The 23840-nt window shown below is 61.5% G+C and carries 27 protein-coding genes; 18 read left to right on the top strand and 9 right to left on the bottom strand.

Annotated elements, in window-relative coordinates; genetic code table 11:
* Window positions 1–9: 9 nt before the first annotated feature.
* The 3 genes from OX460_RS26420 to OX460_RS26410 form a co-directional block, all read right to left on the bottom strand.
* The gene (locus OX460_RS26420; RefSeq protein WP_077399515.1) at window positions 10–903 is read right to left on the bottom strand and encodes an ABC transporter ATP-binding protein; all 894 of its coding nucleotides are present in this window, start codon (window positions 901–903) and stop codon (window positions 10–12) included.
* Window positions 904–1106: 203 nt separating this feature from the next.
* Window positions 1107–2303, bottom strand: a complete 1197-nt coding sequence (locus OX460_RS26415) for an ABC transporter permease (RefSeq protein ID WP_077399518.1) — start codon at window positions 2301–2303, stop codon at window positions 1107–1109.
* A 3-nt stretch (window positions 2304–2306) separates the two neighbouring features.
* On the bottom strand, window positions 2307–3086 hold the full coding sequence (locus OX460_RS26410) for an ATP-binding cassette domain-containing protein (RefSeq protein WP_099668248.1): 780 nt from the start codon (window positions 3084–3086) through the stop codon (window positions 2307–2309).
* 148 nt (window positions 3087–3234) lie between these two features.
* Here OX460_RS26410 and OX460_RS26405 point away from each other — a divergent pair, with 148 nt between their 5' ends.
* Both OX460_RS26405 and coq7 read left to right on the top strand, forming a co-directional pair.
* The gene (locus OX460_RS26405; RefSeq protein ID WP_077399521.1) at window positions 3235–3666 is read left to right on the top strand and encodes a hypothetical protein; all 432 of its coding nucleotides are present in this window, start codon (window positions 3235–3237) and stop codon (window positions 3664–3666) included.
* A gap of 85 nt (window positions 3667–3751) precedes the next feature.
* The gene (coq7, locus tag OX460_RS26400) at window positions 3752–4396 is read left to right on the top strand and encodes a 2-polyprenyl-3-methyl-6-methoxy-1,4-benzoquinone monooxygenase (protein ID WP_035824568.1); all 645 of its coding nucleotides are present in this window, start codon (window positions 3752–3754) and stop codon (window positions 4394–4396) included.
* Between the two features lie 160 nt (window positions 4397–4556).
* Here the strand turns inward: coq7 and OX460_RS26395 are convergent, their stop codons facing one another.
* Entirely contained in the window at window positions 4557–4985 is a 429-nt protein-coding gene (locus tag OX460_RS26395) for an OsmC family protein (RefSeq protein ID WP_070278278.1), read from the bottom strand.
* A 225-nt stretch (window positions 4986–5210) separates the two neighbouring features.
* On the opposite strand from OX460_RS26395, the gene rplM reads away from it, so the two are divergent.
* The 5 genes from rplM to erpA all read left to right on the top strand — a co-directional run bounded on the left by rplM (window position 5211) and on the right by erpA (window position 8186).
* Window positions 5211–5639: a 50S ribosomal protein L13 gene (gene rplM / locus OX460_RS26390; RefSeq protein WP_010393282.1), complete on the top strand. Its 429-nt coding sequence runs from the start codon at window positions 5211–5213 to the stop codon at window positions 5637–5639.
* 9 nt (window positions 5640–5648) lie between these two features.
* Window positions 5649–6041, top strand: a complete 393-nt coding sequence (rpsI, locus tag OX460_RS26385; RefSeq protein ID WP_010393285.1) for a 30S ribosomal protein S9 — start codon at window positions 5649–5651, stop codon at window positions 6039–6041.
* A gap of 170 nt (window positions 6042–6211) precedes the next feature.
* Window positions 6212–7249: an N-acetyl-gamma-glutamyl-phosphate reductase gene (gene argC, locus OX460_RS26380; RefSeq protein WP_251350997.1), complete on the top strand. Its 1038-nt coding sequence runs from the start codon at window positions 6212–6214 to the stop codon at window positions 7247–7249.
* 90 nt (window positions 7250–7339) lie between these two features.
* Window positions 7340–7729, top strand: a complete 390-nt coding sequence (locus OX460_RS26375) for a polymer-forming cytoskeletal protein (RefSeq protein WP_077408960.1) — start codon at window positions 7340–7342, stop codon at window positions 7727–7729.
* Between the two features lie 94 nt (window positions 7730–7823).
* Complete coding sequence (gene erpA, locus OX460_RS26370; protein WP_029496047.1) at window positions 7824–8186, top strand: iron-sulfur cluster insertion protein ErpA; 363 nt, start codon at window positions 7824–7826, stop codon at window positions 8184–8186.
* A gap of 185 nt (window positions 8187–8371) precedes the next feature.
* On the opposite strand, the gene OX460_RS26365 is transcribed toward erpA, so the two are convergent.
* The gene (locus tag OX460_RS26365; RefSeq protein ID WP_289900434.1) at window positions 8372–9466 is read right to left on the bottom strand and encodes an anhydro-N-acetylmuramic acid kinase; all 1095 of its coding nucleotides are present in this window, start codon (window positions 9464–9466) and stop codon (window positions 8372–8374) included.
* A 156-nt stretch (window positions 9467–9622) separates the two neighbouring features.
* A complete protein-coding gene (locus OX460_RS26360; RefSeq protein ID WP_152253546.1) occupies window positions 9623–10990 on the bottom strand; it encodes a M23 family metallopeptidase in 1368 nt (455 codons plus the stop codon).
* Window positions 10991–11144: 154 nt separating this feature from the next.
* On the opposite strand from OX460_RS26360, the gene tyrS reads away from it, so the two are divergent.
* From tyrS to OX460_RS26305, 11 genes are all read left to right on the top strand, one after another.
* Window positions 11145–12410 carry a tyrosine--tRNA ligase gene (gene tyrS, locus OX460_RS26355; RefSeq protein ID WP_152253547.1) on the top strand — a complete coding sequence of 422 codons (1266 nt, stop codon included), beginning with the start codon at window positions 11145–11147 and terminating at the stop codon, window positions 12408–12410.
* A complete protein-coding gene (gene dtd / locus OX460_RS26350) occupies window positions 12407–12853 on the top strand; it encodes a D-aminoacyl-tRNA deacylase (RefSeq protein ID WP_289900433.1) in 447 nt (148 codons plus the stop codon). The genes tyrS and dtd overlap by 4 nt, the downstream gene beginning before the upstream one ends.
* 131 nt (window positions 12854–12984) lie before the next feature.
* Complete coding sequence (locus OX460_RS26345; protein WP_289900432.1) at window positions 12985–13623, top strand: YbhB/YbcL family Raf kinase inhibitor-like protein; 639 nt, start codon at window positions 12985–12987, stop codon at window positions 13621–13623.
* Window positions 13624–13626: 3 nt separating this feature from the next.
* The gene (locus tag OX460_RS26340) at window positions 13627–14271 is read left to right on the top strand and encodes a histidine phosphatase family protein (RefSeq protein WP_099665513.1); all 645 of its coding nucleotides are present in this window, start codon (window positions 13627–13629) and stop codon (window positions 14269–14271) included.
* A gap of 105 nt (window positions 14272–14376) precedes the next feature.
* Window positions 14377–15429, top strand: coding sequence for a tRNA dihydrouridine synthase DusB (gene dusB, locus OX460_RS26335; RefSeq protein ID WP_289900431.1), 1053 nt, complete (start codon window positions 14377–14379; stop codon window positions 15427–15429).
* 170 nt (window positions 15430–15599) lie between these two features.
* Window positions 15600–15833 carry a helix-turn-helix domain-containing protein gene (locus tag OX460_RS26330; protein WP_008445162.1) on the top strand — a complete coding sequence of 78 codons (234 nt, stop codon included), beginning with the start codon at window positions 15600–15602 and terminating at the stop codon, window positions 15831–15833.
* Between the two features lie 102 nt (window positions 15834–15935).
* The gene (purH, locus tag OX460_RS26325; protein WP_077399554.1) at window positions 15936–17522 is read left to right on the top strand and encodes a bifunctional phosphoribosylaminoimidazolecarboxamide formyltransferase/IMP cyclohydrolase; all 1587 of its coding nucleotides are present in this window, start codon (window positions 15936–15938) and stop codon (window positions 17520–17522) included.
* A 99-nt stretch (window positions 17523–17621) separates the two neighbouring features.
* Window positions 17622–18161, top strand: a complete 540-nt coding sequence (gene ruvC, locus OX460_RS26320; RefSeq protein ID WP_289900430.1) for a crossover junction endodeoxyribonuclease RuvC — start codon at window positions 17622–17624, stop codon at window positions 18159–18161.
* Window positions 18162–18203: 42 nt separating this feature from the next.
* Window positions 18204–18782 carry a Holliday junction branch migration protein RuvA gene (ruvA, locus tag OX460_RS26315; RefSeq protein ID WP_034784779.1) on the top strand — a complete coding sequence of 193 codons (579 nt, stop codon included), beginning with the start codon at window positions 18204–18206 and terminating at the stop codon, window positions 18780–18782.
* A 6-nt stretch (window positions 18783–18788) separates the two neighbouring features.
* Window positions 18789–19844, top strand: coding sequence for a Holliday junction branch migration DNA helicase RuvB (gene ruvB / locus OX460_RS26310; protein ID WP_034749202.1), 1056 nt, complete (start codon window positions 18789–18791; stop codon window positions 19842–19844).
* Between the two features lie 32 nt (window positions 19845–19876).
* The gene (locus tag OX460_RS26305) at window positions 19877–20335 is read left to right on the top strand and encodes a YaiI/YqxD family protein (protein ID WP_289900472.1); all 459 of its coding nucleotides are present in this window, start codon (window positions 19877–19879) and stop codon (window positions 20333–20335) included.
* A gap of 54 nt (window positions 20336–20389) precedes the next feature.
* Here the strand turns inward: OX460_RS26305 and OX460_RS26300 are convergent, their stop codons facing one another.
* From OX460_RS26300 to OX460_RS26290, 3 genes are all read right to left on the bottom strand, one after another.
* Complete coding sequence (locus OX460_RS26300; RefSeq protein WP_289900429.1) at window positions 20390–21529, bottom strand: OmpA family protein; 1140 nt, start codon at window positions 21527–21529, stop codon at window positions 20390–20392.
* A 13-nt stretch (window positions 21530–21542) separates the two neighbouring features.
* Window positions 21543–23060, bottom strand: a complete 1518-nt coding sequence (locus tag OX460_RS26295; RefSeq protein WP_289900428.1) for an ice-binding family protein — start codon at window positions 23058–23060, stop codon at window positions 21543–21545.
* A gap of 275 nt (window positions 23061–23335) precedes the next feature.
* Window positions 23336–23803, bottom strand: a complete 468-nt coding sequence (locus OX460_RS26290) for a DUF2147 domain-containing protein (protein WP_099665508.1) — start codon at window positions 23801–23803, stop codon at window positions 23336–23338.
* Between the last annotated feature and the right edge of the window lie 37 nt (window positions 23804–23840).

Raw genomic sequence — 23840 nt, 5'->3', positions numbered from 1 at the left:
GCGCGCCCCTCAGTCGCACTGCGGGGCGACGCGGTGGCGCCCGGCAATGGTGGCGAAATACAGGTCTTCCAGGTCGCCGATGGCTTCCTCGAAGCCGTCGCCCGGGTCGTCGTCGCTGTAGACGTGGATCAAGGTACGGCCCGACAGCAAGCGCGTGGAAATGACGGCGTGGCGCTGCTGGAAGCTGGCCAGCTCTTTCTTCTCGACGAAGCGCGCCCAGATCTTGCAGCTGACTTCGTCGATCAGTTCCTGGGTCTTGCCGCACAGCAGCAAATGGCCCTTGTTGATGATGGCCATGTTGGCGCACAGGTCGGCCACGTCGGACACGATGTGGGTCGACAGGATCACCGTCTTGTCTTCGCCGATGTCGGACAGCAAGTTATGGAAGCGGACTCTTTCCTGCGGGTCGAGGCCGGCCGTCGGTTCGTCGACGATGATCAGTTTCGGGTCGCCCAGCAGGGCTTGCGCGATGCCGAAGCGCTGGCGCATGCCGCCGGAAAAGCTGCCCAGGCGCTGGTGGCGCACGTCGAACAGGTTGGTTTGCTGCAACAGGCCATCGACGACCTCGCGCCGGCGCGCCCGCTGCGACAGGCCTTTCAAGGTGGCGAAGTGGTCGAGCAGCTCATAGGCCGTCACTTTCGGGTACAGGCCGAAGTCCTGCGGCAGGTAGCCGAGCATGCGGCGGATCTCGTCCTTGTCGTCGAGCACGTCGTAGTCGCCGAAGAAGACCGAGCCGGAATCGCATTCCTGCAAGGTGGCCAGGGTGCGCATCAGGGTCGACTTGCCGGCGCCATTCGGGCCCAGCAAGCCAAACATCCCGGGCGGTATCGTCAGCGACACGTTATCCAGCGCCACCACGCCATTCGCGTAGGTCTTCGACAATTTGCGAATCTGCAATTCCATACAACTCCTAACTCATGCGTTGCAGCCCGATGGTGCAGGGCTTCTGTATGCTGGCATTGTATTGAATTTAAGACGTACTGGGCAGTTGCATGCGATACACGGCATTTTCGCGTGACCAGAGTGCAATTGGGCGGGGTGGACGGCGCGCCCGTATGGGGCTTCCGTGGGGGCCTGTTTCGCCCCGCTGGCGCGCCGCGTGACTATCAATTACGGAATAGCACCGATTCGCGGTTAAACCACCAGCGGCACAGCATCAGCAGGGCGCCCGCGATCACCGTGGTCGAGGCGAGGATCACGCCGAACATGCGGTAATCCATGGTGCCCTTGACCAATTCCTTCATGGCCAGCGACACGTTGGTCAGCGGCACCATGGCCCACATCCAGTTCAGCTCGACGCCGGGCAGCATGGCCGCTACCGTGGGCAGGATGACGAACAGCATCAATGGCGTGATCATGCCGGCCGCTTCCTTGTAGCTTTTCGCGTAGATCGAGATCGACAGCAGCAGCGAGGCGAAGATGGCTGCCGTGGGCACCAGCATCAGGGTCACCATGGCCAGGTCGGGCAAGCCGATGCTGCGCACCATGACGGCCATGTTGCCTTCCAGCGAACTGCCGAAGATGGCCAGCAGGGCGCCCATGCTGCCCACCATCAGCACGGCCGACGTCATGCCCACCGTAAACAGCACGAGGAACTTGGCCAGCACGATGGCGCTGCGCGGCACGGGCGCCAGCAGCAGGGTTTCCAGCGTGCCACGCTCCTTTTCGCCGGCGCCCAGGTCGATGGCCGGATACATGGCCGCCGTCAGGCACACCATCAGCAGCAGATAGGGCAGCATGCCGCCGACGATGGCGCCCATCTGCTCGCGCTCGTTGGCCGTCGACTGTTTGTCGAGCACGATGGGGTGCAGGGCAAAGGCCAGCTGGGCCGGGCTCAGGTTCAGGGCCGACAGCGCGCTTTCGCGCAGGCTGGCGTTGTACGCCTCGACGATCTCGCGCACCCGCTGCTGGGTCACGTCGACCGTGCTGGCGCTGTTGTAGTGCAGCACTACCTTCGTTTGCTGTTGTTGCTGCAGCGATGCTTCAAAATGCGGCGGAATGACGACGGCGAACTTGATGGTGTCGTCGCCGATGGCGCGGCGGATGTCGCCCTCGCTGGCCAGCGGCACTTCGCGCAGGTTGTGCTGCTGGGCAAAACGCCCGCTCAAGCCGGGCGAATGGTCCTTGCCGAACAGGGCGTAGCGCATTTCCGCCGTTTTCGCGTTCTTGAACATATTGCTTGAAACATAAGCGAAGCCGCCAAAGATCAGCGGCATGGCAAAGATGGGGATCAGGATGGTGAAGATCAGCGTCTTGCGGTCGCGCGTGAGTTCCAGCAACTCTTTCACATAAATGGTCCACATGGCTCAGGCTCCCTGGTTGATGACGCTGACAAAGGCGTCGTACAGATCGGCACTGCCGCCCAGGTGGCGCAGTTCGCTGACCGTACCATTGAAGGCGGTGGTGCCGCGGTTGATGATGCAGACGCGGTCGCACAGCTTTTCCACCTCGTGCAGGTGGTGCGTGGAAAAGATCAGCGGCACGCGCAGCGCCTTGTAGCTGGCGATGAAGTCGAGCAAGATCTTGGCCGACATCACGTCCAGGCCCGTCGTCGGTTCGTCGAGGATCACCACCTGCGGTTCGTGCACGACGGTGCGGGCGATCGCGCACTTCTGTTTCATGCCCGTCGACAATTGATCGGCCCGCTTGCCGCCGTATTCTTCCATTTGCAGCAGGGAAAACAGTTCGTCGCAGCGGCGTTTCAGCTTGTCGGCCGGCATGCCATGCAGGCGGCCGAAATATTCCACGTTCTCGCGTGCCGTCAGGCGGCCATACAAGCCTGTCGAGCCGGACAGGAAGCCGATGCTCTGGCGCGCCACCAGCGGCTGGCGCAGCACGTCGACGCCGTTGACGAGGGCGCTGCCCGCGTCCGCCTGCAAGGCCGTCGACAGCAGGCGCAGGGTGGTGGTCTTGCCGGCGCCATTCGGGCCCAGCAGGCCCAGCACTTCGCCGGGGGCGCAGCTGAAACTGACGTCGCGCACGGCGTGAAACCAGCCCTCGTGTTCGCGCGGATCGCTGACGTGCGCGGCCTTGCCCTTGTGGGGCGGCATGCGGAAACGTTTTGCCAGGTGCTTGACCTCAATCATGTGCTTCATCCATTTAACGGTGAAGAACGAGAGTAGCATGCAAAAAATGTAACTTGCAAGGTGGAAATATCGTTTGGTCTATTGAAAAAAACAGCATCTTCATGCAAGCTGGCCCGGTGGGCGCCGGCGGACGGCGCGGGAGAGCGCAATGCAAACGATCGATCAGGCGATGCAGGACAAGGTACTGGCCGTGGCGCGCGCCGGCATGACCAGTGCCGAAGCCATCGGTTTCTTCCGCGTCAGCCTCGGGCTGTACTACCTGGCGGGCCTGATGACGGAGGAAACCCTCGATTTCAAGCAGATCGACGCGAAGTACAACCGTTTTATCTACCACTCGATCGGTGGCGGGCACAGCATCGCCAGCGTGCTGCAATTCATGAGCGGCGAGAAAGTCTTGCGCGTGCTGCAAGCGGAGCGTTTTCGCGCCGCGTTTGCCGAACATTGCCCGGACATCCCCGTCGACAGCATTTCCTTCCTGATTTCACTGAATCTGGGCGTGGCGAAAAGCCTGTCCGGCCTGGACGCCGTCGGCCCCGTGGTGGACTGGATCGAGCGGGAAAAAGCGCGCACAAGTCAATAAAGCCCCGTTCACCCTGTACGCGGCGTGGGTACGGCTGGCCCTGATCGTCCTATAATCCATGTTTTCCCTTACATGAATAGCCACGATGACCGCGAACCGCCACTTTGACCCCCTGGATCGTTTGATTGTTGGCGCCGACAAGGCCCTGCGCGTCATGGCGGGCGTGGCCTCGGCCTCGCGCCCCACGCCGGCCGCGCATGCGCCCGATGCGGAACTGAGCCCGGCCGAACAGCGCCACAGCGCCGGCTTGATGCGCGTCAACCATGTGGGCGAAGTGTGCGCGCAAGCCTTGTACAACTCGCAGGCGCGCTATGCGCACAGCCCGGCCATCCGCGCCCAGTTCGACGAAGCGGGACGCGAAGAGGAAGACCATCTGGCCTGGACGGCGCAGCGCCTGACGGAGCTGGGCTCGCGTCTGAGCCTGCTCAATCCCCTGTGGTATGCGGGTTCGTTTGCGCTGGGCACCATCGCCGCGCGCATGGGCGACGGCCGCAGCCTGGGTTTCGTGGTGGAAACGGAACGCCAGGTGGAAGCGCACCTGGCCAGCCACTTGCAGGAATTGCCGCCGCAGGACGCCAAGTCGCGCGCCATTGTGAAACAGATGGCCATCGACGAAGTGGAACACGGCGCCGCCGCCCAGCGACTGGGCGCCATCGACACCCCGGCGCCCGTGAAGGCGCTGATGGGCATCATGGGGAAAGTGATGACGAAAACCGCGTATTACATTTAAAACAAAGGCGCTCTGAAGAGCGCCTTTTTTATCCATATCTGAGCCGTGAAACGCCTGACAAAACCGTAGCGAGCGGAAGGGAGAGGTGGTCGAGAAGCGCAACCGTGCTGGAGCACGGTGAGCATCGCAGGCCGCCTATACCGACGCGCAGTAGGTTTGGTCAGGCGCTTTCTTCGATGATCTCGAAGGAATGGGTGATTTCCGCCGTCTTGGCCAGCATGATCGACGCCGAGCAATATTTGTCATGCGACAAGGCTACGGCCCGTTCGACTGCCGTGGGTTTCAGGGCCTTGCCGCGCACGGTGAAGTGGAAGTGGATCTTGGTAAACACTTTCGGGTCGGTGTCGGCGCGGTCGGCCTTCAGGGTGACTTCGCAGCCGCTGACGGCTTCGCGCCCGCGTTTCAGGATCAGCACCACGTCATAGGCGGTGCAGCCGCCCGTGCCCAGCAAGACCATTTCCATGGGGCGTGGCGCCAGGTTGTGGCCGCCGCCATCGGGCGCGCCATCCATGGTTACCAGGTGGCCGGAACCCGTTTCTGCCCGAAAACTCATGCCCGACGGGCCATTCCAGCTGACTTTGCATTCCATCGTACTCTCCGAAAATTGTAAGCGTTTTGTATTGTAATAGAGGAATGCCCATCCATGTGCCGCCCGCCGGGCCGCAGCCGGCCTCGATTGCAGCTTGACGCGGCAAGGTAAAGCCGCTTATACTTGTCGGCTTTCCGTTCGCTCAGGAAAAGTAAATAAGGCAGAGTCCGCATAGCAGCATCGGCGGAACCACCATTTGAGCGTGTAATCTATTAGGAAGTCAACATGAAAACATTTTCCGCTAAAGGACATGAAGTCCAGCGCGATTGGTTCGTGGTTGACGCGACGGACAAAGTCCTCGGACGTGTTGCCAGCGAAGTGGCACTCCGACTGCGCGGCAAACACAAACCAGAATTTACTCCTCACGTCGATACCGGCGACTTCATCGTCGTCATCAACGCAGGCAAACTGCGTGTGACCGGTACCAAAGCTACTGAGAAAATTTACTACCGTCACTCTGGCTATCCAGGCGGCATCTACGAAACCAACTTCCAGAAAATGCAACAGCGTTTTCCAGGTCGCGCGCTTGAGAAAGCGGTCAAAGGCATGCTGCCTAAAGGCCCACTCGGCTACGCAATGATCAAGAAGCTGAAAGTGTACGCGGAAGGTTCCCATCCGCACGCTGCTCAGCAACCTAAAGCACTTGTTCTCTAAGGAACTGACATGATCGGTAATTACAATTATGGAACCGGCCGTCGCAAAAGTGCAGTGGCTCGGGTTTTTATCAAAGTTGGCACAGGCTTGATCGTTGTTAACGGCAAACCAGCAAACGAATACTTTTCGCGCGAAACGGGTCTGATGGTCATCCGTCAACCACTGGAACTGACCGGCAATGTCGAGCGTTTCGACATCAAAGTCAACGTCCATGGCGGCGGTGAGTCGGGCCAGGCTGGTGCAGTTCGTCACGGCATCACCCGCGCTCTGATCGACTACGATGCAGCGTTGAAACCGGAACTGGCGAAAGCCGGCTTCGTGACCCGCGATGCACGTGAAGTCGAGCGTAAAAAAGTTGGTCTGCGCAAAGCACGTCGCGCAAAGCAATTCTCGAAGCGTTAATTTCTACGCTACAGCACCTTCCGGGGTGCTGGTCGAAAAGCCGCTGGACTTCGGTCCCGCGGCTTTTTTGCATTTCAGCGTGACTCGGCGTTGCGCTGTAAAATACGCGGAAATCCCGCGGGGGACTGTCTCCCCTCCATCTCTATGCAATATATACACAAGGAAAGAACATGATCAAAGTTGGCATCGTCGGCGGCACTGGATACACGGGCGTGGAATTGCTGCGCTTGCTCGCTACCCATCCAGATGTCGAGTTGACGGCGATTACTTCGCGCAAGGAAGATGGCTTGCCCGTTGCTGACATGTATCCTTCCCTGCGTGGTCACGTGAAACTGGCGTTTTCCTCGCCCGACAAAGCCAATCTGGAGCAGTGCGACGTGGTCTTCTTTGCCACCCCGCACGGTGTTGCGATGGCGCAAGCTCCAGCCCTGCTGGCCGCCGGCGTGAAAGTCATCGACCTGGCCGCCGACTTCCGCCTGAAAGACCAGGCCAAGTTCGAGCAATGGTACAAGATTCCCCACACGGCGCCGGAGCTGATCGAGCAGGCCGTGTACGGCTTGCCGGAACTGAACCGCGAAGACATCAAGCAAGCGAAGCTGATCGCCAACCCCGGTTGCTACCCGACCACCATGCAGCTGGGCTTTTACCCGCTGCTCAAGGCGGGCCTGGTCAACGCGGGCGGCTTGATCGCTGACTGCAAGTCGGGCGTGTCCGGCGCCGGCCGCAAGGCGGAAATCGGCATCCTGTTCTCGGAGGCAAGCGACAGCTTCAAGGCCTACGGCGTGGCCGGCCACCGCCACTTGCCGGAAACGACGGCGCAATTGCAGCGTTTCACGGACGAGAAAGTGGCGCTGACCTTCACGCCGCACCTGGTGCCGATGATCCGCGGCATGCATTCGACCCTGTACGCGCAGCTGAACAAGGATGTCAGCAATGAAGAATTGCAATCCTTGTTCGAAGAGCAATACAAGGATGAGCCTTTCGTCGACGTGATGCCGTTCGGCTCGCACCCGGAAACCCGCTCCACGCGCGGCTCGAACATGCTGCGCCTGGCCTTGCACCGTCCCGAAGGCGGCAATACCGTCGTCGTGCTGGTGGTGCAGGACAACCTGGTCAAGGGTGCAGCGGGCCAGGCCGTGCAATGCATGAACTTGATGTTTGGCCTGAAAGAAACGGCTGGTTTGCAACATATCGCCGTGATGCCTTAAATATAGGCACAGGCGTTTGCGCAGGTCCGGCGCCTTTTTGCCGGACCTGTGATAAATTGGACTGCCACGTACCCCGACAGGATGACGTTCATGTTCGAGCGCAACGCGAAAAACCCCATCGATACCCTGATCGGCGCTTCCACGCGGATCGAGGGCGACTTGCTGTTTTGCGGCGGTCTGCGCATCGACGGCCATGTGCGCGGCAACGTCACGGGCGAGCCGGGCGACCCCACCTATGTGGTGCTGGGCGAGGCGGGCCGCATCGATGGCGAGGTGCGCTGCTCGAGCCTGGTCGTCAGCGGCGAGATCAACGGCCCCGTGTATGTGTCCGAAATGCTTGAAATCCAGCCAAAAGCCCGCATTGTAGGGGAGGTCTATTACAAGGTGCTGGAAATGCACAGCGGCGCGCAAGTCCAGGGCAAGCTCAGCCGTCACGACAGCGCCGACCCCGTGCTGCACCTGGCCGTGTCGGAAATGTGAGCAGGAACAACACCCGCCAGCCGCGCCAGCGGCGGCCGCAGCGTGACTTGCGCCAACAGTCTATAATGAGGCTATGTTTTCTGAGGAGTCTGAAATGAATGCAGTCGCTGAAATGCAAGATGTGATCCCTTCGCCTATCATCTTTACCGATAGCGCCGCCGAAAAAGTCGCGCAGCTGATCGAGGAAGAAGGCAATCCCGACCTGAAATTGCGCGTGTTCGTGCAGGGTGGCGGCTGTTCCGGCTTCCAGTACGGCTTCACCTTCGACGAAATCGTCAACGAAGATGACACCACCATGGTCAAGAACGGCGTGCAGCTGTTGATCGATTCCATGAGCTACCAGTACCTGGTCGGCGCGGAAATCGACTACAAGGATGACCTGGAAGGCGCGCAGTTCGTGATTAAAAACCCTACCGCGACGTCCACCTGCGGTTGCGGTTCGTCTTTCTCGGTATAAGCACACCCGAGAAAACGCCCATGGCGGCGTTGCATTGCCTCGCCGTACTATCCGTACTGTCTTCGGCAATGCGCCTTGCCCTGAACGTTTTTCAGGCGCGCTGGTTTACAGGCGCAGCGTAAAAATAGCGGATCGATGATCCGCTATTTGTGTTTCTGGAATACTTGTTCCTGATCAACGCGGTATCAGCGCGGGTATAGCGCGCCCAGTACCCGCAAGCCCTGCGCGCCCGTCACGGCCGGCAAGTTGCCCGGCTTGCGCTGCGTAAAGCGCCAGGCCAGCCACGCAAAGGCCAGCGCCTCGACCTGGCTGGGCGCCACGCCCAACGCTTGCGTGGACTCCACCGCCATGCCCGGCAATTCAGCGGCCAGCGCCGCCATCAGGCTGGCGTTCTGCGCTCCCCCGCCGCACACATACACGGTTTCCGCCTGCGCCCCGTCGCGCAGGATGGCGTGCGCCAGGCTGGCAGCCGTCAGCTGGGTCAGCGTCGCCTGCACGTCGGCAGGCTGGGCGCCCGGATGCCTGGCCAGCTTGGTGCTCAGCCAGTCGGCATGGAACAGGTCGCGCCCCGTGCTTTTCGGCGCCGGCAAGTCAAAATAGGCGTCATTGAGCAACTCCGCCAGCAGGGCGGGGATGACTTGGCCCGTGGCGGCCCAGGCGCCGTTGGCGTCGTAGGGCTGGCCCAGGTGCCGCAAGACCCAGCCATCCATCAGCGCATTGCCGGGACCCGTGTCGTAGCCCGTCACCGTGCCGTCCGCATGCAGCGCGCTGATATTGCTGATGCCGCCGATATTGGCCAGCACGCGCGTGTGGCCCGGCAGATTGAAGATGGCCTGGTGAAAGGCCGGCACCAGCGGCGCGCCCTGGCCGCCGGCCGCCACGTCGCGGCTGCGCAAGTCCGCGATGACGTCGATGCCCGTCAATTCGGCCAGCAGGGCCGGATTGTTCAATTGGCGCGTAAAACCCAGCTCGGGGCGGTGGCGGATGGTCTGGCCATGCGCGCCGATGGCGGCGATGGCGTCCGCGACGATGCCCGCGTTGCTTAAAAGCATGGCGACGCACTCGGCGTAATGGCGCACGAGTTGATTGGCCGCCAGCGCTTCGCGTTCGATTTCATTCTGGCCGGCACTTTGCAAGGCCATCAGGTCGGCGCGCAGGCTGGCGGGAAAGGGAATGTACGCGTCGCCCAGGCTGCGCGTGCCGCCATCGTCGGAAAAGTCGACCAGCGCGCCGTCAACGCCGTCCAGGCTGGTGCCCGACATCAAACCGATATACAGCATGGGGTTTTCCTTGAATGCGTCAGTAAAGAAGTGCATTGTGCCGCATTTGTGCCGTACGCAAAAGCGCGCAGGAAAAACAAAAGCGCGCGGGAAAAAACAAAGGCACCGGCCATCTGCATGGGCGGTGCCTTTATTGTTGCCCGAAGGCCGTGTTGCTTAGCGCGACGCCAGTGCCGTGTCGTTCGGACGCAGCAGGGTGAAGCGGTGCATCATGTCGGCCGACACCATGCGGAAGCGGCTCAGCTCGGCGGCCGTCAATGGCGCCTGGGCTTGTACGTTCAGTTTGCTTGGGTCTTGCGCCACGCCGCCGACGCGGAATTCATAGTGCAAATGGGCGCCCGTCGACCAGCCGGTGGTGCCGACGTAGCCGATCACATCGCCCTGGCTCACTTTTTGACCTTTTTTCAGGCCCGAAGCGAAGCGGCTCATGTGAGCGTAGGCGGTGGTGTAGTTGGCCCAGTGTTTCAGGACGACAACATTGCCATAGCCATTTTGCATGCCGACGGAATCGACCACGCCGTCGCCCGAGGCGCGGATAGGGGTGCCCGTTGCTGCGGCGAAATCGATGCCCTTGTGCGCTTTCCAGTTGCCGGAAATCGGGTGCACGCGCATGGAGAAGCCGGACGAGATGCGGGAGAATTCGAGGGGGGATTTCAGGAAGGCTTTTTTGAGGGACTTGCCGTCGAAACTGTAGTAACCGCCGCCTTGCTTGCTGGCTGGGTCTTCGAACCAAACGGACTGGTAAGTCGTGCCGCGGTTGGTGAATTCACCGGCCAGGATGCGGCCCGCTCGGACAAATTCGCCATCTTGCCAGAATGTTTCGTAGACAACATTGAACGAGTCGCCGCGTTTCAGGTCGGAGCGGAAGTCGATATTGGTGGAGAACATTTCCACGATTTGCGCGGAAATCGAGTCTGGCAGGCGGGTGCCGTCCAGGCTGGAGTCGGTGGCGGCGAACAGGGTGGAAGTAATCTTGCGCGCGTGCATTTCAACGCGGCGTTCCAGCTGGGCTGCCACTTCCGTGGCCACGAACTTGTCGCCCTTGCGGGTGATCAGGATGTTCTTGACCGATTTGTCGGTGCCGTCGACGAGGGTGGCGCGCATCCAGTTGAGGTCGCCGTTTTCGGTCGTTTGCGCTTGCACGCGCTTGCCCGATTTCAGCAACATCACGCCGCGCGCGATCTTGTCGGTTTTAATGAAATTGGCGGCCGCCGGATCATCCACGCCGAGACGGGTCAGCAGGGTGGCGAGGGTATCGCCGGCGCGGACTTTTTCTTCGTGGGTGAAATTCTGGTCTACCTGTTCCATCGCGGAAATTTGCGAGGCGAGATCAGGCATTTCCAGGTTCTGGGCGATGGACGTTACCGGCAAGTCCGATGCGTCGGGCGCCATGGGCGACACAGCGACCGCGCCGAAGGCGGCCACGGCGAGCAGCACTGCGGAGGCACCGATAATGCGTGCCTTGCGTGTCGTCGTCAGCTGTGTGTACAAGCGTGAGCCTGTGATTTTATGTATAGGGTTCATGCAATCAGTTAAAATTTGCCCTTGAACGATTCGTGAACTAGTGCTCTTTGTTATTGTTATTTTGGTTCGTTTTCATACGGCAAGATTGATGGGATCGAGCATTATAGCAAACTCCGCAAACCTACTACCATTTTGAGATCTACAGTCAAATTTTATGGAAATCAACACCACCGCATCGCCTACAAAGGCTAACGCCGCTCAGACCGCGCTTCCGCTGTCGGACAGAGTACAAGAAGCCCTCGCGATTACCAAGCGTGGCGTCGACGAACTCTTGATCGAAAGCGAATTTGCGCAAAAATTAGCGCGCTCCGAGAAAACCGGTGTTCCACTGCGCATCAAACTGGGCCTGGACCCGACCGCACCCGACTTGCATCTGGGCCATACTGTCGTGCTGAACAAGATGCGCCAGTTGCAAAACCTCGGCCATCAAGTCATTTTCCTCATTGGCGACTTCACGTCCATGATCGGCGACCCTTCGGGCCGCAACGTCACGCGCCCGCCTTTGACCAAGGAACAGATCGAGATTAACGCGATGACGTATTTCGCGCAAGCATCTTTAGTGTTGGACGCCAGCAAGACCGAAATCCGCTATAACTCCGAATGGTGCGATCCGCTGGGCGCGCGCGGCATCATCCAGCTCGCTTCCCACTACACGGTGGCGCGCATGATCGAGCGCGACGACTTCACCAAGCGCTTCCAGGGCGGCATTCCAATTTCCGTACATGAATTCCTGTACCCGCTGATGCAGGGCTATGACTCGGTGGCCCTGAAGTCGGACCTGGAACTGGGCGGCACGGACCAGAAGTTCAACCTGCTGGTGGGCCGCGAACTGCAAAAGCAGTACGGACAGGAGCAGCAGTGTATTTTGACCATGCCTCTGCTGGAAGGTTTGGATGGCGTGGAAAAAATGTCCAAGTCGAAGAATAACTACATCGGCATCACGGAACCGGGCAACACCATGTTCGCCAAGCTGATGAGCATTTCCGACGTCATGATGTGGCGCTACTACGAGCTGCTGTCGTGGCGCTCGATCGCCGAACTGGCGCAACTGAAGCGCGAAGTCGAGGAAGGCCGCAATCCGCGCGATGCCAAGGTTGCGCTGGCGCAAGAGATCGTCGCCCGTTTCCACTCGCAGCAGGCGGCCGAAGATGCGCTGGCCGACTTCGTCAACCGCTCGAAGGGCGGCATTCCTGACGATATCCCGGAAGTGACCTTGGCCGGCGCCCCGCTGGGCATCCCGCAACTGCTGAAACAGGCGGGGCTGTGCCCATCGACGTCGGAAGCCATGCGCAAGATCGACCAGGGCGGCGTGCGCATCGACGGCACCGTGATCAGCGACAAGGGCTTGCAAGTGGAAGCCGGTCAGTTCGTGCTGCAAGTTGGCAAGCGCAGTTTTGCGCGCGTCACCTTGACGGCATGATCGCGCTGCTGCAGCGCGTCACGCAGGCGAAAGTCGACGTCGGCGGCGCCACCGTCGGCGCCATCGACGCCGGCCTGATGGTGCTCGTGTGTGCCGAGCGGGGCGATACGGAAAAGGAAGCGGACGCCTTGCTGACCAAGCTGCTCGGCTACCGCGTGTTTGCCGATGACGCCGGCAAGATGAACCGCAGCGTGACGGACGTCGCTGGCGGCTTGCTGCTGGTGCCGCAGTTCACGCTGGCGGCCGACACCAAGTCTGGCACGCGACCGTCGTTCACGCCGGCCGCTGCGCCGCAGGACGGCTTGCGTCTGTTTTCGCATTTCGTGGACCAGGCGCGCAGCCGCCATGCGACCGTGCAAACGGGGCAGTTCGGCGCCGACATGCAAGTGTCGCTGACGAATGACGGCCCTGTCACGTTCTGGCTGCAAGTGAACGCGAAGTAAACCTACTGCGCGTCGCCATTTGCGGCCTGCGATGCTCACTGTGCTTCAGCACAGTTGCGCTTCTCGGCCACAACTGGTTGCCGCTCGCTACGGTTTATTATTGAAATAATAATTATAAAGAGGAGCAAACGATGAAATTGTGGAGCGAGACGTTTCGTGATGGCGGCCTGATGCCGGCCGAGTATGCCTTTGCCGAGATCGATCCGGCCAGCCGCGTGCGCCTCGCCGGCAACCGCAATCCCCATCTGGCCTGGGACGAGGTGCCGAACGGCACCGAGTCGCTGGCCCTGTTCTGCATCGATCCCGATGCGCCGCAAGACGCCAGCCTGGTCAATGTTGAAGGCCAGGTCCTGCCGCTGACGGCGCCGCGCGGCGACTTTTATCACTGGAGCTTGCTCGACTTGCCGCCTGCCATGCGGGTTATTGCCGCCGGAGAATTTTCCAGCGGCATCACGCCGCGCGGCAAGGCTGCCGGGACTGCTACTGGGCTGCGCCAGGGCTTGAACGACTACACGGGCTGGTTTGCCGCCGACCCGGACATGGCCGGCGACTATTACGGCTACGATGGCCCATGCCCGCCGTGGAATGACGAGCGCATCCACCACTACATTTTCCGCCTGTATGCGCTCGACGTGCCGCAACTGGCCTTGCCCGAGCGTTTTACGGGGCAGCAGGCGCATGCCGCCCTGTACGGCCACATCCTCGACGAAGCCCAGCTCGTCGTCGCCTATTCGCTTCACCCCGAGTTGGCACTTACCCTGAAGAAATAAAGCATGAGCACCACGATTTTACTGATACGCCATGGCGAAACGGCCTGGAATGCGGGCCGCCGCCTGCAGGGCCATATCGACATCGCCCTGAACGAGGCGGGCCTGGCGCAAGCGGGGGCGCTGGGGCAGGCGCTGGCGGACGAACCGCTGGCCGCCATCATCGCCAGCGACTTGCAACGCGCGCAGCAGACGGCGCAAGCCGTTGCCGACGTGAAAGATTTACCCGTGCAAACGGATTCCTTGCTGCGCGAGCGCTGCTACGGCGCCTTCGAAGGCTTGCTGTATGCGGACATCGCCGCGCGCTATCCGCACGAGTATGCACAGTGGCAATCGCGCCAGATCGACGCCGTGATGCCGTCGGGCGAGCGCCAGGCCGAAAGCTTCCGCCAGTTCTATGCGCGCGCAAATGGCGCCATCGCCCGCTGGGCCCGGCAATATGACGGCCAGACGATCGCCATCGTGGCCCACGGCGGCGTGCTCGAGTGCGCTTACCGCGAGGCGGTCGGCATGACGCTCGACAGTCCGCGCGACTTCCAGGTCAAAAATGCCAGCGTCAACCGTTTTTCTTACGCCGACGGCAAGCTGCATTTGGTGCACTGGGGAAATATCGAACACTTGAGCGCGCCCGCGATGGACGAGCTGGGCTAAGCGGTCCCTCCTCACTCTGACGCACTGAACAAAAAAATAGTGCTTATTAATTAGGCAGGGAATCGGTTAAAATAGCAGGTTCCTCCGTCCATTCCAGGTTCTTCAGTGCAAATCGGCCCTCACATTCTGCGCAACAACGTTTTCGTCGCTCCCATGGCGGGCGTGACGGATCGGCCTTTCCGCCAGTTGTGCAAGCAGTTGGGCGCCGGTTACGCCGTGTCGGAGATGGCGGCGTCGAATCCGCGCCTGTGGGCGACGGAAAAAAGCTCGCGCCGCACGGACCATGCAGGCGAAATGGAGCCAAAGGCCGTGCAGATCGCCGGCGCCGATCCGCAAGACCTGGCCGACTGCGCCAAGTTCAACGTGGACCGGGGTGCGCAGATAATCGACATCAACATGGGTTGCCCCGTCAAAAAGGTGTGCAACAGCTGGTGCGGTTCGGCCTTGCTGCAAAACGAAAGCCTGGTCGAAAGGATCTTGCACGCCGTCGTCAACGCCGTCGACGTGCCCGTCACCCTGAAATTTCGCACGGGCTGGAACCGCGAAAACAAGAATGCCCTGAAAATCGCCCGCATCGCCGAGCAAGCCGGCATCCAGATGCTGACCCTGCACGGCCGCACGCGCGCCGATGGCTACAAGGGCGATGCCGAATATGAAACGATTGCCGCCGTAAAAGCATCGGTGGGCATTCCCGTGGTGGCCAACGGCGACATTACCAGTCCTGAGAAGGCCCGCTTTGTGCTGGATCAAACGGGCGCCGATGCCGTCATGATCGGCCGCGCGGCGCAGGGCCGGCCGTGGATTTGCCGCGAGATCGACCATTTTTTGCGCACCGGCACCTTGTTGCCGGCGCCTTACGTGGATGAAGTCCGCACCCTGATGGATGAGCATTTGCGCGCCCATTACGCGTTTTATGGGGAATTTCTCGGCGTGCGCACGGCGCGCAAGCACATCGGCTGGTATGTCAAGGATCTGGAAGGCGGCGAAGCGTTCCGACAGCAAATGAACTTGCTGGAGTCGACGGAAGCGCAGTTGCTGGCCGTCGATCAATTTTTTGAGTCGCAATGGAAATTTGGCGAACGGTTACAATACCGCCTCTCCGAATCCAGTGAAAGTGGCCTGATCGATGTGATCGAACCTGTGGCCACGGCAGCATGAGCAGATAGCAGCAAGCAGCATAAATCAGTGACCAGCAGTACAAGGGCGAGCGCCTATATACAGAGCGTCATGCAATATTAATTACAACACCGAGGCAAGAGGGCAGCACGCGGACCGCATGAGCGACGCGGCACCGGATAGCCAGGTGTTCAGCCGGTTGAAGCATACAAATGAGCAAAGAAAGCATTCAGGAAGTCGTACAGAAAAGTCTAGAAGATTACTTCAATGACCTGGGCGAACAGCAAGCATCGAATATCTATGACATGGTCGTGCTGACCGTGGAAAAGCCCATCCTGGAAGTCGTGATGACACGCGCCGATGGCAACCAGTCGCACGCCGCGCAGATGCTGGGCATCAACCGCAATACCCTGCGCAAGAAATTGCAGGAGCACGGTTTGCTGTAATGCCGGCATGCAAGTGACGCCAAGATTTGAATCCGCCGCCGCCTCAGCCAGACGACTGAGCGGCGCCATTCGCCAAGAACACTTAACCACCTAGCCACAGCCATGATCAAACAAGCTCTCCTCTCCGTTTCCGACAAGACCGGCGTTCTCGAATTCGCCCGCGCCCTGTCCGCCCTCGGCGTCAACCTCCTGTCCACGGGCGGTACCGCAAAATTGCTGGCAGACAACGGTGTTCCCGTCACGGAAGTTGCCGATTACACGGGTTTCCCGGAGATGCTCGATGGCCGTGTGAAGACCCTGCACCCGAAAGTGCACGGCGGTATCCTGGCGCGCCGCGATTTCCCTGAGCACATGTCGAAACTGGTCGAGCACGACATGCCGACCATCGACATGGTGGTGGTCAACCTGTACCCGTTCCAGGGCACGGTCGCCAAGGCCGATTGCACCCTGGAAGACGCGATCGAAAACATCGATATCGGCGGCCCGACCATGCTGCGTTCGGCGGCCAAGAACCACAAGGACGTGGTCGTCATCTGCGACCCGAGCGACTACGACGCCGTGCTGGCGGAAATGCGCTCTGCCGACGGCAAGGCCGGCGACGTCAGCTACGACACCAAATTCATGCTGGCGAAAAAAGTCTTTGCGCACACGGCGCAATACGATGGCGCCATCACCAACTACCTGACCAGCCTGGGCCCGACGAAAGTGCACGCCGAGCGCGGCGCCTACCCGCAAATCCTCAACGTTGCATTTGAGAAAGTGCAAGACATGCGCTACGGTGAAAACCCGCACCAGAGCGCCGCCTTCTACCGCGACCTGGTCACCACCGATGGCGCGCTGGCCAACTACCGCCAGCTGCAAGGCAAGGAATTGTCGTACAACAACATCGCCGATGCGGATGCGGCCTGGGAATGCGTGAAGAGCATGGGCGGCTTCGAGCAAAGCGCCGCTTGCGTCATCGTCAAGCACGCGAACCCATGCGGCGTAGCGCTGGGCAAGAATGCGGCGGAAGCGTATGCGCGCGCCCTGCAGACGGACCCGACCTCGGCATTCGGCGGCATCATCGCGTTTAATACCGAACTCGACGGCGCCACGGCCGGCGAAATCGCCAAGCTGTTCGTCGAAGTGCTGATCGCTCCATCGTTCTCCGCCGAAGCGAAACAGATTCTGTCGAGCAAGCAAAACGTGCGCATGCTGGAAATCCCGCTGGGCGGCGGCGTGCACGCCATGGACTTCAAGCGCGTCGGTGGCGGCTTGCTGGTGCAATCGCCGGACGCGAAAAACGTCGGTATCGGCGACTTGCGCGTGGTCAGCAAGCTGCAGCCAACGCCGCAGCAATTGGCCGACCTGATGTTCGCCTGGAAAGTGGCGAAATTCGTCAAGTCGAACGCCATCGTCTTCTGCGGCAATAACATGACCCTGGGCGTGGGCGCAGGCCAGATGAGCCGTATCGACTCGGCCCGCATCGCGTCCATCAAGGCGCAAAACGCCGGCCTGAGCCTGACCGGCTCCGTGGTGGCGTCGGACGCCTTCTTCCCGTTCCGCGACGGCCTCGACGTCGTCGTCGACGCGGGCGCGACCTGCGTCATCCACCCGGGCGGCTCCATGCGCGACCAGGAAGTGATCGATGCGGCGGACGAGCGCGGCGTTGTCATGTTGTATACCGGAACCCGTCACTTCCGTCATTGATCTGGAACAGGCCGGGATTCAATACCCCGGCTGGCAGTAACTCAGCGGCAGGCACCGGTTATTCACCGGTGCCTGCCGTATTCATTATAGAATCTGGCGATGATTATTCTTGGCATCGATCCTGGCCTGCGCACGACCGGCTTTGGGGTCATTGAAAAACACGGCAACAAGCTGCGCTATATCGCGTCGGGTACCGTCAAGACGGGTTCCGAAGGGGAGTTGCCGCCGCGCCTGAAGATCATCTTGCAGGGTGTGAGCGAAATTGTCGGCACCTACCAGCCCGATTGCGCGGCCATCGAAAAAGTGTTTGTCAACGTCAATCCCCAATCGACCTTGCTGCTGGGTCAGGCGCGTGGCGCGGCCATCTGCGCGCTCGTCAACGCCGACCTGTCGGTGGCCGAATACACGGCGCTGCAAGTGAAGCAGGCCGTCACGGGCCACGGCAAGGCGGCCAAGGAACAGGTGCAGGACATGGTGTCGCGCCTGCTGTCCTTGCCCGGCTTGCCCGGCACGGATGCGGCCGATGCCCTGGGCGTGGCCATTTGCCATGCCAACAGCATCGATGCGCTGGCCATGATAGGCGCCTTGGCGCCCCAGCTGCAGGGGCTGCGCATGAAGCGCGGCCGTTTAGTGGGATAGCTGCATGGCCCTCATATATATACACAACATTAGGAACACGCGATGATAGGCCGTCTCTCCGGTATTTTGCTTGAAAAGAATCCGCCACAATTGCTGGTCGATTGCCAGGGCGTCGGCTATGAAGTCGACGTGCCGATGAGCACTTTTTACAACTTGCCCCACGTGGGCGAAAAAGTCGTGCTGTTCACGCACCAGGCCATCCGCGAAGATGCGCACCTGCTGTTTGGTTTCGGCAATGCGGCCGAGCGTGCCGTGTTCCGCCAGTTGATCAAGATCACGGGCGTGGGCGCGCGCATGGCCCTGTCGATTTTGTCCGGCATGACGATCGCCGACCTGGCGCAGGCGATTACCCTGCAGGATTCCGGCCGCCTCGTGAAAGTGCCGGGCATCGGCAAAAAGACGGCCGAACGTTTATTACTGGAATTGAAGGGCAAGATCGGTGCCGATCTTGGCCCGCTGGGCGCGCACGCGGCGCCCGATGCGCAGTCGGATATCCTCAACGCGCTGGTCGCGCTCGGCTATTCGGACAAGGAAGCGCTGGCGGCCGTGAAAAACGTGCCGGCCGGCAGCGGCGTGTCGGACGGCATCAAACTGGCGCTGAAAGCGCTGTCGAAAGGCTGATAGGGCATGAGCATCCAGACCGACAGCTTCACGGAACAGCGCATCATCGACGCGGCGCCCATTTCGCACAACGAAGAGGCCATCGAACGGGCCTTGCGCCCGAAGCAGCTCGACGAATATGTGGGGCAGGAAAAGATCCGCGACCAGCTGGAAATTTTTATCACGGCCGCGCGCCAGCGCAAGGAAGCGCTCGACCACACTTTATTGTTCGGCCCGCCTGGCCTAGGCAAGACGACCCTGGCGCACATCATCGCGCGCGAAATGGGCGTCAACCTGCGCCAGACCTCCGGCCCCGTGCTGGAGCGTCCGGGCGACCTGGCGGCGATCCTGACGAACCTGGAAGCGAACGACGTCCTGTTCATCGATGAAATCCACCGCCTGTCGCCTGTCGTGGAAGAGATTTTGTATCCGGCGCTTGAAGATTATCAAATCGATATCATGATCGGCGAAGGCCCGGCCGCCCGTTCCGTAAAACTCGATCTGCAGCCGTTTACATTAGTGGGCGCCACCACGCGCGCCGGCATGCTGACCAATCCGCTGCGCGACCGCTTCGGCATCGTCGCGCGCCTGGAGTTCTACAACACGGGCGAATTGACGAAGATCGTCACGCGCAGCGCCGCCTTGCTGAAGGCGCCCATCGATCCGGAAGGCGCGCATGAAATCGCCCAGCGCGCGCGCGGCACGCCCCGCATCGCCAACCGCCTACTGCGCCGCGTGCGCGATTTCGCGGAAGTCAAAAGCAATGGCGAGATCACCAAGGTGGTGGCCGACAGGGCGCTGGCCATGCTCGACGTCGATTCCGCCGGCTTTGACGTGATGGACCGCAAGCTGCTCGAAGCCGTGCTGTTCAAGTTCGGCGGCGGCCCCGTCGGCATCGGCAACCTGGCGGCGGCCATCGGCGAAGCGGCCGATACCATCGAAGACGTGCTGGAACCATACCTGATACAGCAAGGTTTCCTGCAGCGCACGCCCCGTGGGCGTGTCGCCACGCCGGCCGCGTACCTGCACTTCGGCGTCAGCGCCCCGCGCATGGGTCCCGGCGGCGAAGCGTGGGAACTGTGATGGCGGAAGGCAGCCAACAGACCGCGCCGGGCATGCAGATCTGGATCGACGCCGATGCCTGTCCCGTCGTCATCAAGGAAATTTTGTACAGAGTCGCCGACCGCCTGGAGTTGCCGCTCACCCTGGTGGCCAACCAGGGCTTGCGCGTGCCGCCCTCGCGTTTCATCCGTACCGTGCAAGTGCCGTCCGGCGCCGACGTGGCGGACCAGGAAATCGTGCGCCTGCTCAATCCGGGCGACCTCGTCATCACGGGCGATATCCCGCTGGCCGCCGACGTGCTGACGAAGGGCGGCTTTGCGCTGAACCCGCGCGGCGAGTTTTACACGAAGGACAATATCGCTCAGCAACTGACGATGCGCGCCTTCATGGAAGAATTGCGCAGCGGCGGCGTCGACACGGGCGGCCCGGCCGCCTTCAACCAGTCGGATCGGCAACAGTTCGCCAATAGCCTGGACCGGCATCTGAGCAAGCATCACCGCAAGCCGGCGTAAAGCGGCAGGCGAAAAAAAACCGGCGCAAGCCGGTTTTTTTAAAGCCAGTTTGATCTAGCGCACAACTTTTCTCGTACCCACCACTTCCACCGTCACGCGGCGGTTCTTGGCACGCCCGGTGGCGCTCGTGTTGTCGGCCACGGGCTGCGTTTCTCCCTTGCCTTCCGTGTAGACGCGGTTCGTTTCCACGCCTTGCGCCACCAGGTAAGCCTTGACGGCTTCGGCGCGGCGCTGCGACAGTTTCTGGTTGTAGGCATCCGGACCGACGGCATCCGTATGGCCAACCGTGACGATGACTTCCAGGTCCATGCCGTTCAACTGGCCCAGCAACTGGTCCAGCGCCGCCTTGCCTTGCGGCTTGAGCGTCGATTGATCGAAATCAAACAATGCCTCCGAAGCAAACGACACTTTTTCCGCTACTGGTGTTGGCGCCGGCGCGGCCACGATGACAGGCGCCGGCATGGCGACGACAGGGGCGACGTCGGGCGCCGGCTGGTAGGCGGGCGTGGCGCTGGCCGGGCGGCCCAGTTTATACACGAGGCTGACGGAATACAGGTCCGCATCGCCGCGGTTGCCCACGGCGTCGTTCAAGCGATAGCGCTCGACTTCGCCGCGCAGGGCCAGCGCTTCGCTGAACTTGTATTCCAGGCCCAGGCCCAGCTTGGCATTGAGCTTGCGCTCGCTGGTATGCGTATTGGCCGAGCCCAGCAGGCGGTTGCCGCTGAACTCCGTGTTGGTCTTGGTGTAGTGCATGCCGACACGGCCCAGCAGGGACAGGCGCTGCGACAGCGGCAGCTGGCCCAGCAAGTCCAGGTTCACGCCGCGAAAGCCCGCTTGCCCGTTCAGCACGCCGTTGCCGCTGGTGGTCGACTGGAAATCGAACTTGCCCAGGTCAAAGTAGCCCGCTTCCACGGCGACATACTGGTTCAGTTGCCGGCCGACAAACAATTTATAGCCCGTGTCGCGCTGGTCCTTGGAAAAACCGGTGACGGTTTCGCCGTTGGCGGCCAGGCTGGCGCGCAGGCGCGGTTCGTCGATGGTGGCGCGCGACTGGCCCACGCCCGCGCCGAGGTACCAGGCGCTGTTGGCCCAGTCCGGGTTGATGAAAGTGTTGTCCTGCGCCTGCGCCGATTGCGCCGCCAGCAAGGCGCCGGCCATCACGCTCAGGGCGCCCAGTGTGTGTGCGATAGTCATGGTCATGTCCCGGTTATTTGGTGATCTGGTTGTTGCGCAGGGTAACGGCGGCAGCCGTCAGCACGCGGCCATTGAGCAGGGTCGTGTTGTCGCCCACCGTGATGGCGGCCGACTGGCCCAGGATATTGCCCTTGAAGACGCTGTTCGCGGCCAGGGTGGTGGGGCCGACGGGCAGCCAGCTGACGTTGTCGGCCGTGGCGCCATTGTTCAGGGCAACCACCGAGTTGACGGTCGAATTCAAGGTCAGCGCCGTGCGGAAGATGTACACGCCGGGACCGTTCAGGGTCAAGGTACCCGTGATGCTGATGGCACCCGCATAGCAATACACGCCGGGGCCGAAGGTCTGGCCGCCCAGGTCGATGCCGCCGGCAAAGCTGACGTCGCAAGTGCGGCTATTGCCGTCCGTGATCGCCGCTTGCAAATCCGTCATGGCACCGGCCAGGATGGCGCCCGACTTGTAGTTGGTAAAACCTGCCGCCTGGGTCGGGTCGACCGTTTGCGAAGGCGCGCCGACGTCGCCCGTGATCAGGGTGGTGCCGCCCGAATTGTTCGTGATCGAGGTGCCGGCCAGCACGCCGAATGGCGCCGCGCGACCCAGGATGATCGGGTTCAGGACGGGCGGGATGGCGACGGCGGTGACGGTCAGCAGCGCGCTGCCCGACTGGCCGCCGGCCGTGGCCGTGATATTGCTGGTGCCGGCGGCGATGCCTGTGGCGACGCCCGTGTTCAATACCGTGGCATTGGCGACCGTAGCCGACGTCCAGACGGCGCTATTGGTGATGATGGCGTTCGAGCTGTCCGAATACGTTGCTGTGGCAACGAATTGCTGCGTGGCGCCGACAGCGATGCTGGCGGTGGCCGGCGTGACGGCGATGCTGGCCAGGGTGAGGGCAGGGACGGTGACGGTGGTGCTGGCCGTCTTGCCGTTGAAGCTGGCATTCATGACGCTGTTACCAAAGGCAACGCCGGTGACGAGGCCATTGCTGGCGACGCTGGCGAAAGCGGGCGTGGCGGCAACGAAGCTGCTGCCGGCCGTGACGTCGGCGGTGCTGCCATCCGAATACGTGGCAAGGACGGCCAGCTGGCGCGTTGCGGCGACGGGGATGATGGGGTTTTGCGGCGTGACGGCAATAGCCAGCAAGGTCGCTGGCGTGACGGTCAGCATGCTGCTGGCGCTCTTGCCGCCAAATGCGGCAGCGATAGCCGAGGTGCCGGCAGCGATGCCGGTGCTCAAGCCAGTGGCGGCATTGACCGTAGCGCTGGCCGGCGTGGCCGACGTCCAGGCCGCCTTGGCGCTGACGTCTTGCGCCGAGCCGTCGCTGTACGTGGCGATGGCCGTGAATTGCTGGCCCGCGCCGATGGCGACGGTGGCCGTGGCGGGCGTGACTGCCAGGCTGGACAGGGTGGCGCCCGGCAAGCCGAGGATGGGATCGCGCCCCTGGTCACCGCCGCCGCAGCCGGCGAGGGCGGTCATGGCCAACAAACCTGCCGAGACGAGCAGCGGGGTCAGATATCGCTTGAAGAGATTCATATAGTTCCTTTGTGCATGGCAGTCATTGCCGGGCATCCGCGGATGGGGTCATCCGGCAGAGCCATGCCGCCTTTCGCTACAGGGCGATGGCGTCACAGGCATGCACTATTTCATTTAGGAAACTTCAAGTATGTTCGGTGGCGCGCATAGCTTGCCCGCACGTGGAAATACGCGGGAATGCGAGCAATTCGGCCTGGAAAACAACAGGTTTGCCGCAGGAAGGACGAAAAAAAGCCGGCGCATGGCCGGCTTCATCAGGGCAGGGCGTGCGTTGTTTATTCTTCGCGCACCCATGTCTGCGAGCGGCCGAACATCGGCACGCCGACATAGCCGCGCACTTGCAGCTTGGTGCCGCCTTCGATCAGCTCGGCCTTGCTCTTGTAGACCTTGCCGCTGGCCGGGTCCGTGATTTCGCCGCCCGTCCATTCCTTGCCGTCATATTTCAGGCCGGACAGGATCACCAGGCCGATGATGGGCTGGTCCTTGTTGGCGCCCGTGCACTTGTCGCACTTGGGATTTTGCTCTTCATTCGGGCCGCGGAACAGCTTTTCGATCTTGCCTTGCAAGACGCCGTTGCTTTCCGTGATGACGACGAGGGATTTCGGCTTGCCGCTGGCGTCGTCGATGGTTTTCCACGTGCCGACGGGGGTGTAGTTGCCGTCGCGCGCGGCGGCGCTGCCGGCGATGGCCAGGGCGGCCATCATGATGCTTGCTGTGACGCTTGCTTTGAAAATTTTATGCATTGCTAGTCTCCAATGGTTTTTTTGATCGGGTCACGAA

The organism is Janthinobacterium sp. SUN033 (assembly GCF_030397595.1).
Taxonomy (GTDB): Bacteria; Pseudomonadota; Gammaproteobacteria; order Burkholderiales; family Burkholderiaceae_D; genus Janthinobacterium; species Janthinobacterium kumbetense.
This window is presented reverse-complemented; position numbering and strand designations above follow the sequence as displayed.

Excerpts from the sequence above, each read along its gene's own strand:
- rplM (WP_010393282.1), top strand. The coding sequence starts at position 5,211 with ATGAAAACATTTTCCGCTAAAGGACATGAAGTCCAGCGCGATTGGTTC.
- erpA (WP_029496047.1), top strand. The coding sequence starts at position 7,824 with ATGAATGCAGTCGCTGAAATGCAAGATGTGATCCCTTCGCCTATCATC.
- rpsI (WP_010393285.1), top strand. The coding sequence starts at position 5,649 with ATGATCGGTAATTACAATTATGGAACCGGCCGTCGCAAAAGTGCAGTG.
- OX460_RS26305 (WP_289900472.1), top strand. The coding sequence starts at position 19,877 with ATGCAGATCTGGATCGACGCCGATGCCTGTCCCGTCGTCATCAAGGAA.
- ruvB (WP_034749202.1), top strand. The coding sequence starts at position 18,789 with ATGAGCATCCAGACCGACAGCTTCACGGAACAGCGCATCATCGACGCG.
- OX460_RS26345 (WP_289900432.1), top strand. The coding sequence starts at position 12,985 with ATGAAATTGTGGAGCGAGACGTTTCGTGATGGCGGCCTGATGCCGGCC.
- OX460_RS26410 (WP_099668248.1), bottom strand. The coding sequence starts at position 3,086 with ATGATTGAGGTCAAGCACCTGGCAAAACGTTTCCGCATGCCGCCCCAC.
- ruvA (WP_034784779.1), top strand. The coding sequence starts at position 18,204 with ATGATAGGCCGTCTCTCCGGTATTTTGCTTGAAAAGAATCCGCCACAA.
- OX460_RS26415 (WP_077399518.1), bottom strand. The coding sequence starts at position 2,303 with ATGTGGACCATTTATGTGAAAGAGTTGCTGGAACTCACGCGCGACCGC.
- OX460_RS26330 (WP_008445162.1), top strand. The coding sequence starts at position 15,600 with ATGAGCAAAGAAAGCATTCAGGAAGTCGTACAGAAAAGTCTAGAAGAT.
- purH (WP_077399554.1), top strand. The coding sequence starts at position 15,936 with ATGATCAAACAAGCTCTCCTCTCCGTTTCCGACAAGACCGGCGTTCTC.
- OX460_RS26340 (WP_099665513.1), top strand. The coding sequence starts at position 13,627 with ATGAGCACCACGATTTTACTGATACGCCATGGCGAAACGGCCTGGAAT.
- OX460_RS26420 (WP_077399515.1), bottom strand. The coding sequence starts at position 903 with ATGGAATTGCAGATTCGCAAATTGTCGAAGACCTACGCGAATGGCGTG.
- coq7 (WP_035824568.1), top strand. The coding sequence starts at position 3,752 with ATGACCGCGAACCGCCACTTTGACCCCCTGGATCGTTTGATTGTTGGC.
- argC (WP_251350997.1), top strand. The coding sequence starts at position 6,212 with ATGATCAAAGTTGGCATCGTCGGCGGCACTGGATACACGGGCGTGGAA.
- OX460_RS26395 (WP_070278278.1), bottom strand. The coding sequence starts at position 4,985 with ATGGAATGCAAAGTCAGCTGGAATGGCCCGTCGGGCATGAGTTTTCGG.
- OX460_RS26365 (WP_289900434.1), bottom strand. The coding sequence starts at position 9,466 with ATGCTGTATATCGGTTTGATGTCGGGCACCAGCCTGGACGGCGTTGAC.
- ruvC (WP_289900430.1), top strand. The coding sequence starts at position 17,622 with ATGATTATTCTTGGCATCGATCCTGGCCTGCGCACGACCGGCTTTGGG.
- OX460_RS26405 (WP_077399521.1), top strand. The coding sequence starts at position 3,235 with ATGCAAACGATCGATCAGGCGATGCAGGACAAGGTACTGGCCGTGGCG.
- OX460_RS26295 (WP_289900428.1), bottom strand. The coding sequence starts at position 23,060 with ATGAATCTCTTCAAGCGATATCTGACCCCGCTGCTCGTCTCGGCAGGT.
- OX460_RS26360 (WP_152253546.1), bottom strand. The coding sequence starts at position 10,990 with ATGAACCCTATACATAAAATCACAGGCTCACGCTTGTACACACAGCTG.
- OX460_RS26375 (WP_077408960.1), top strand. The coding sequence starts at position 7,340 with ATGTTCGAGCGCAACGCGAAAAACCCCATCGATACCCTGATCGGCGCT.
- dtd (WP_289900433.1), top strand. The coding sequence starts at position 12,407 with ATGATCGCGCTGCTGCAGCGCGTCACGCAGGCGAAAGTCGACGTCGGC.
- OX460_RS26300 (WP_289900429.1), bottom strand. The coding sequence starts at position 21,529 with ATGACTATCGCACACACACTGGGCGCCCTGAGCGTGATGGCCGGCGCC.
- OX460_RS26290 (WP_099665508.1), bottom strand. The coding sequence starts at position 23,803 with ATGCATAAAATTTTCAAAGCAAGCGTCACAGCAAGCATCATGATGGCC.
- tyrS (WP_152253547.1), top strand. The coding sequence starts at position 11,145 with ATGGAAATCAACACCACCGCATCGCCTACAAAGGCTAACGCCGCTCAG.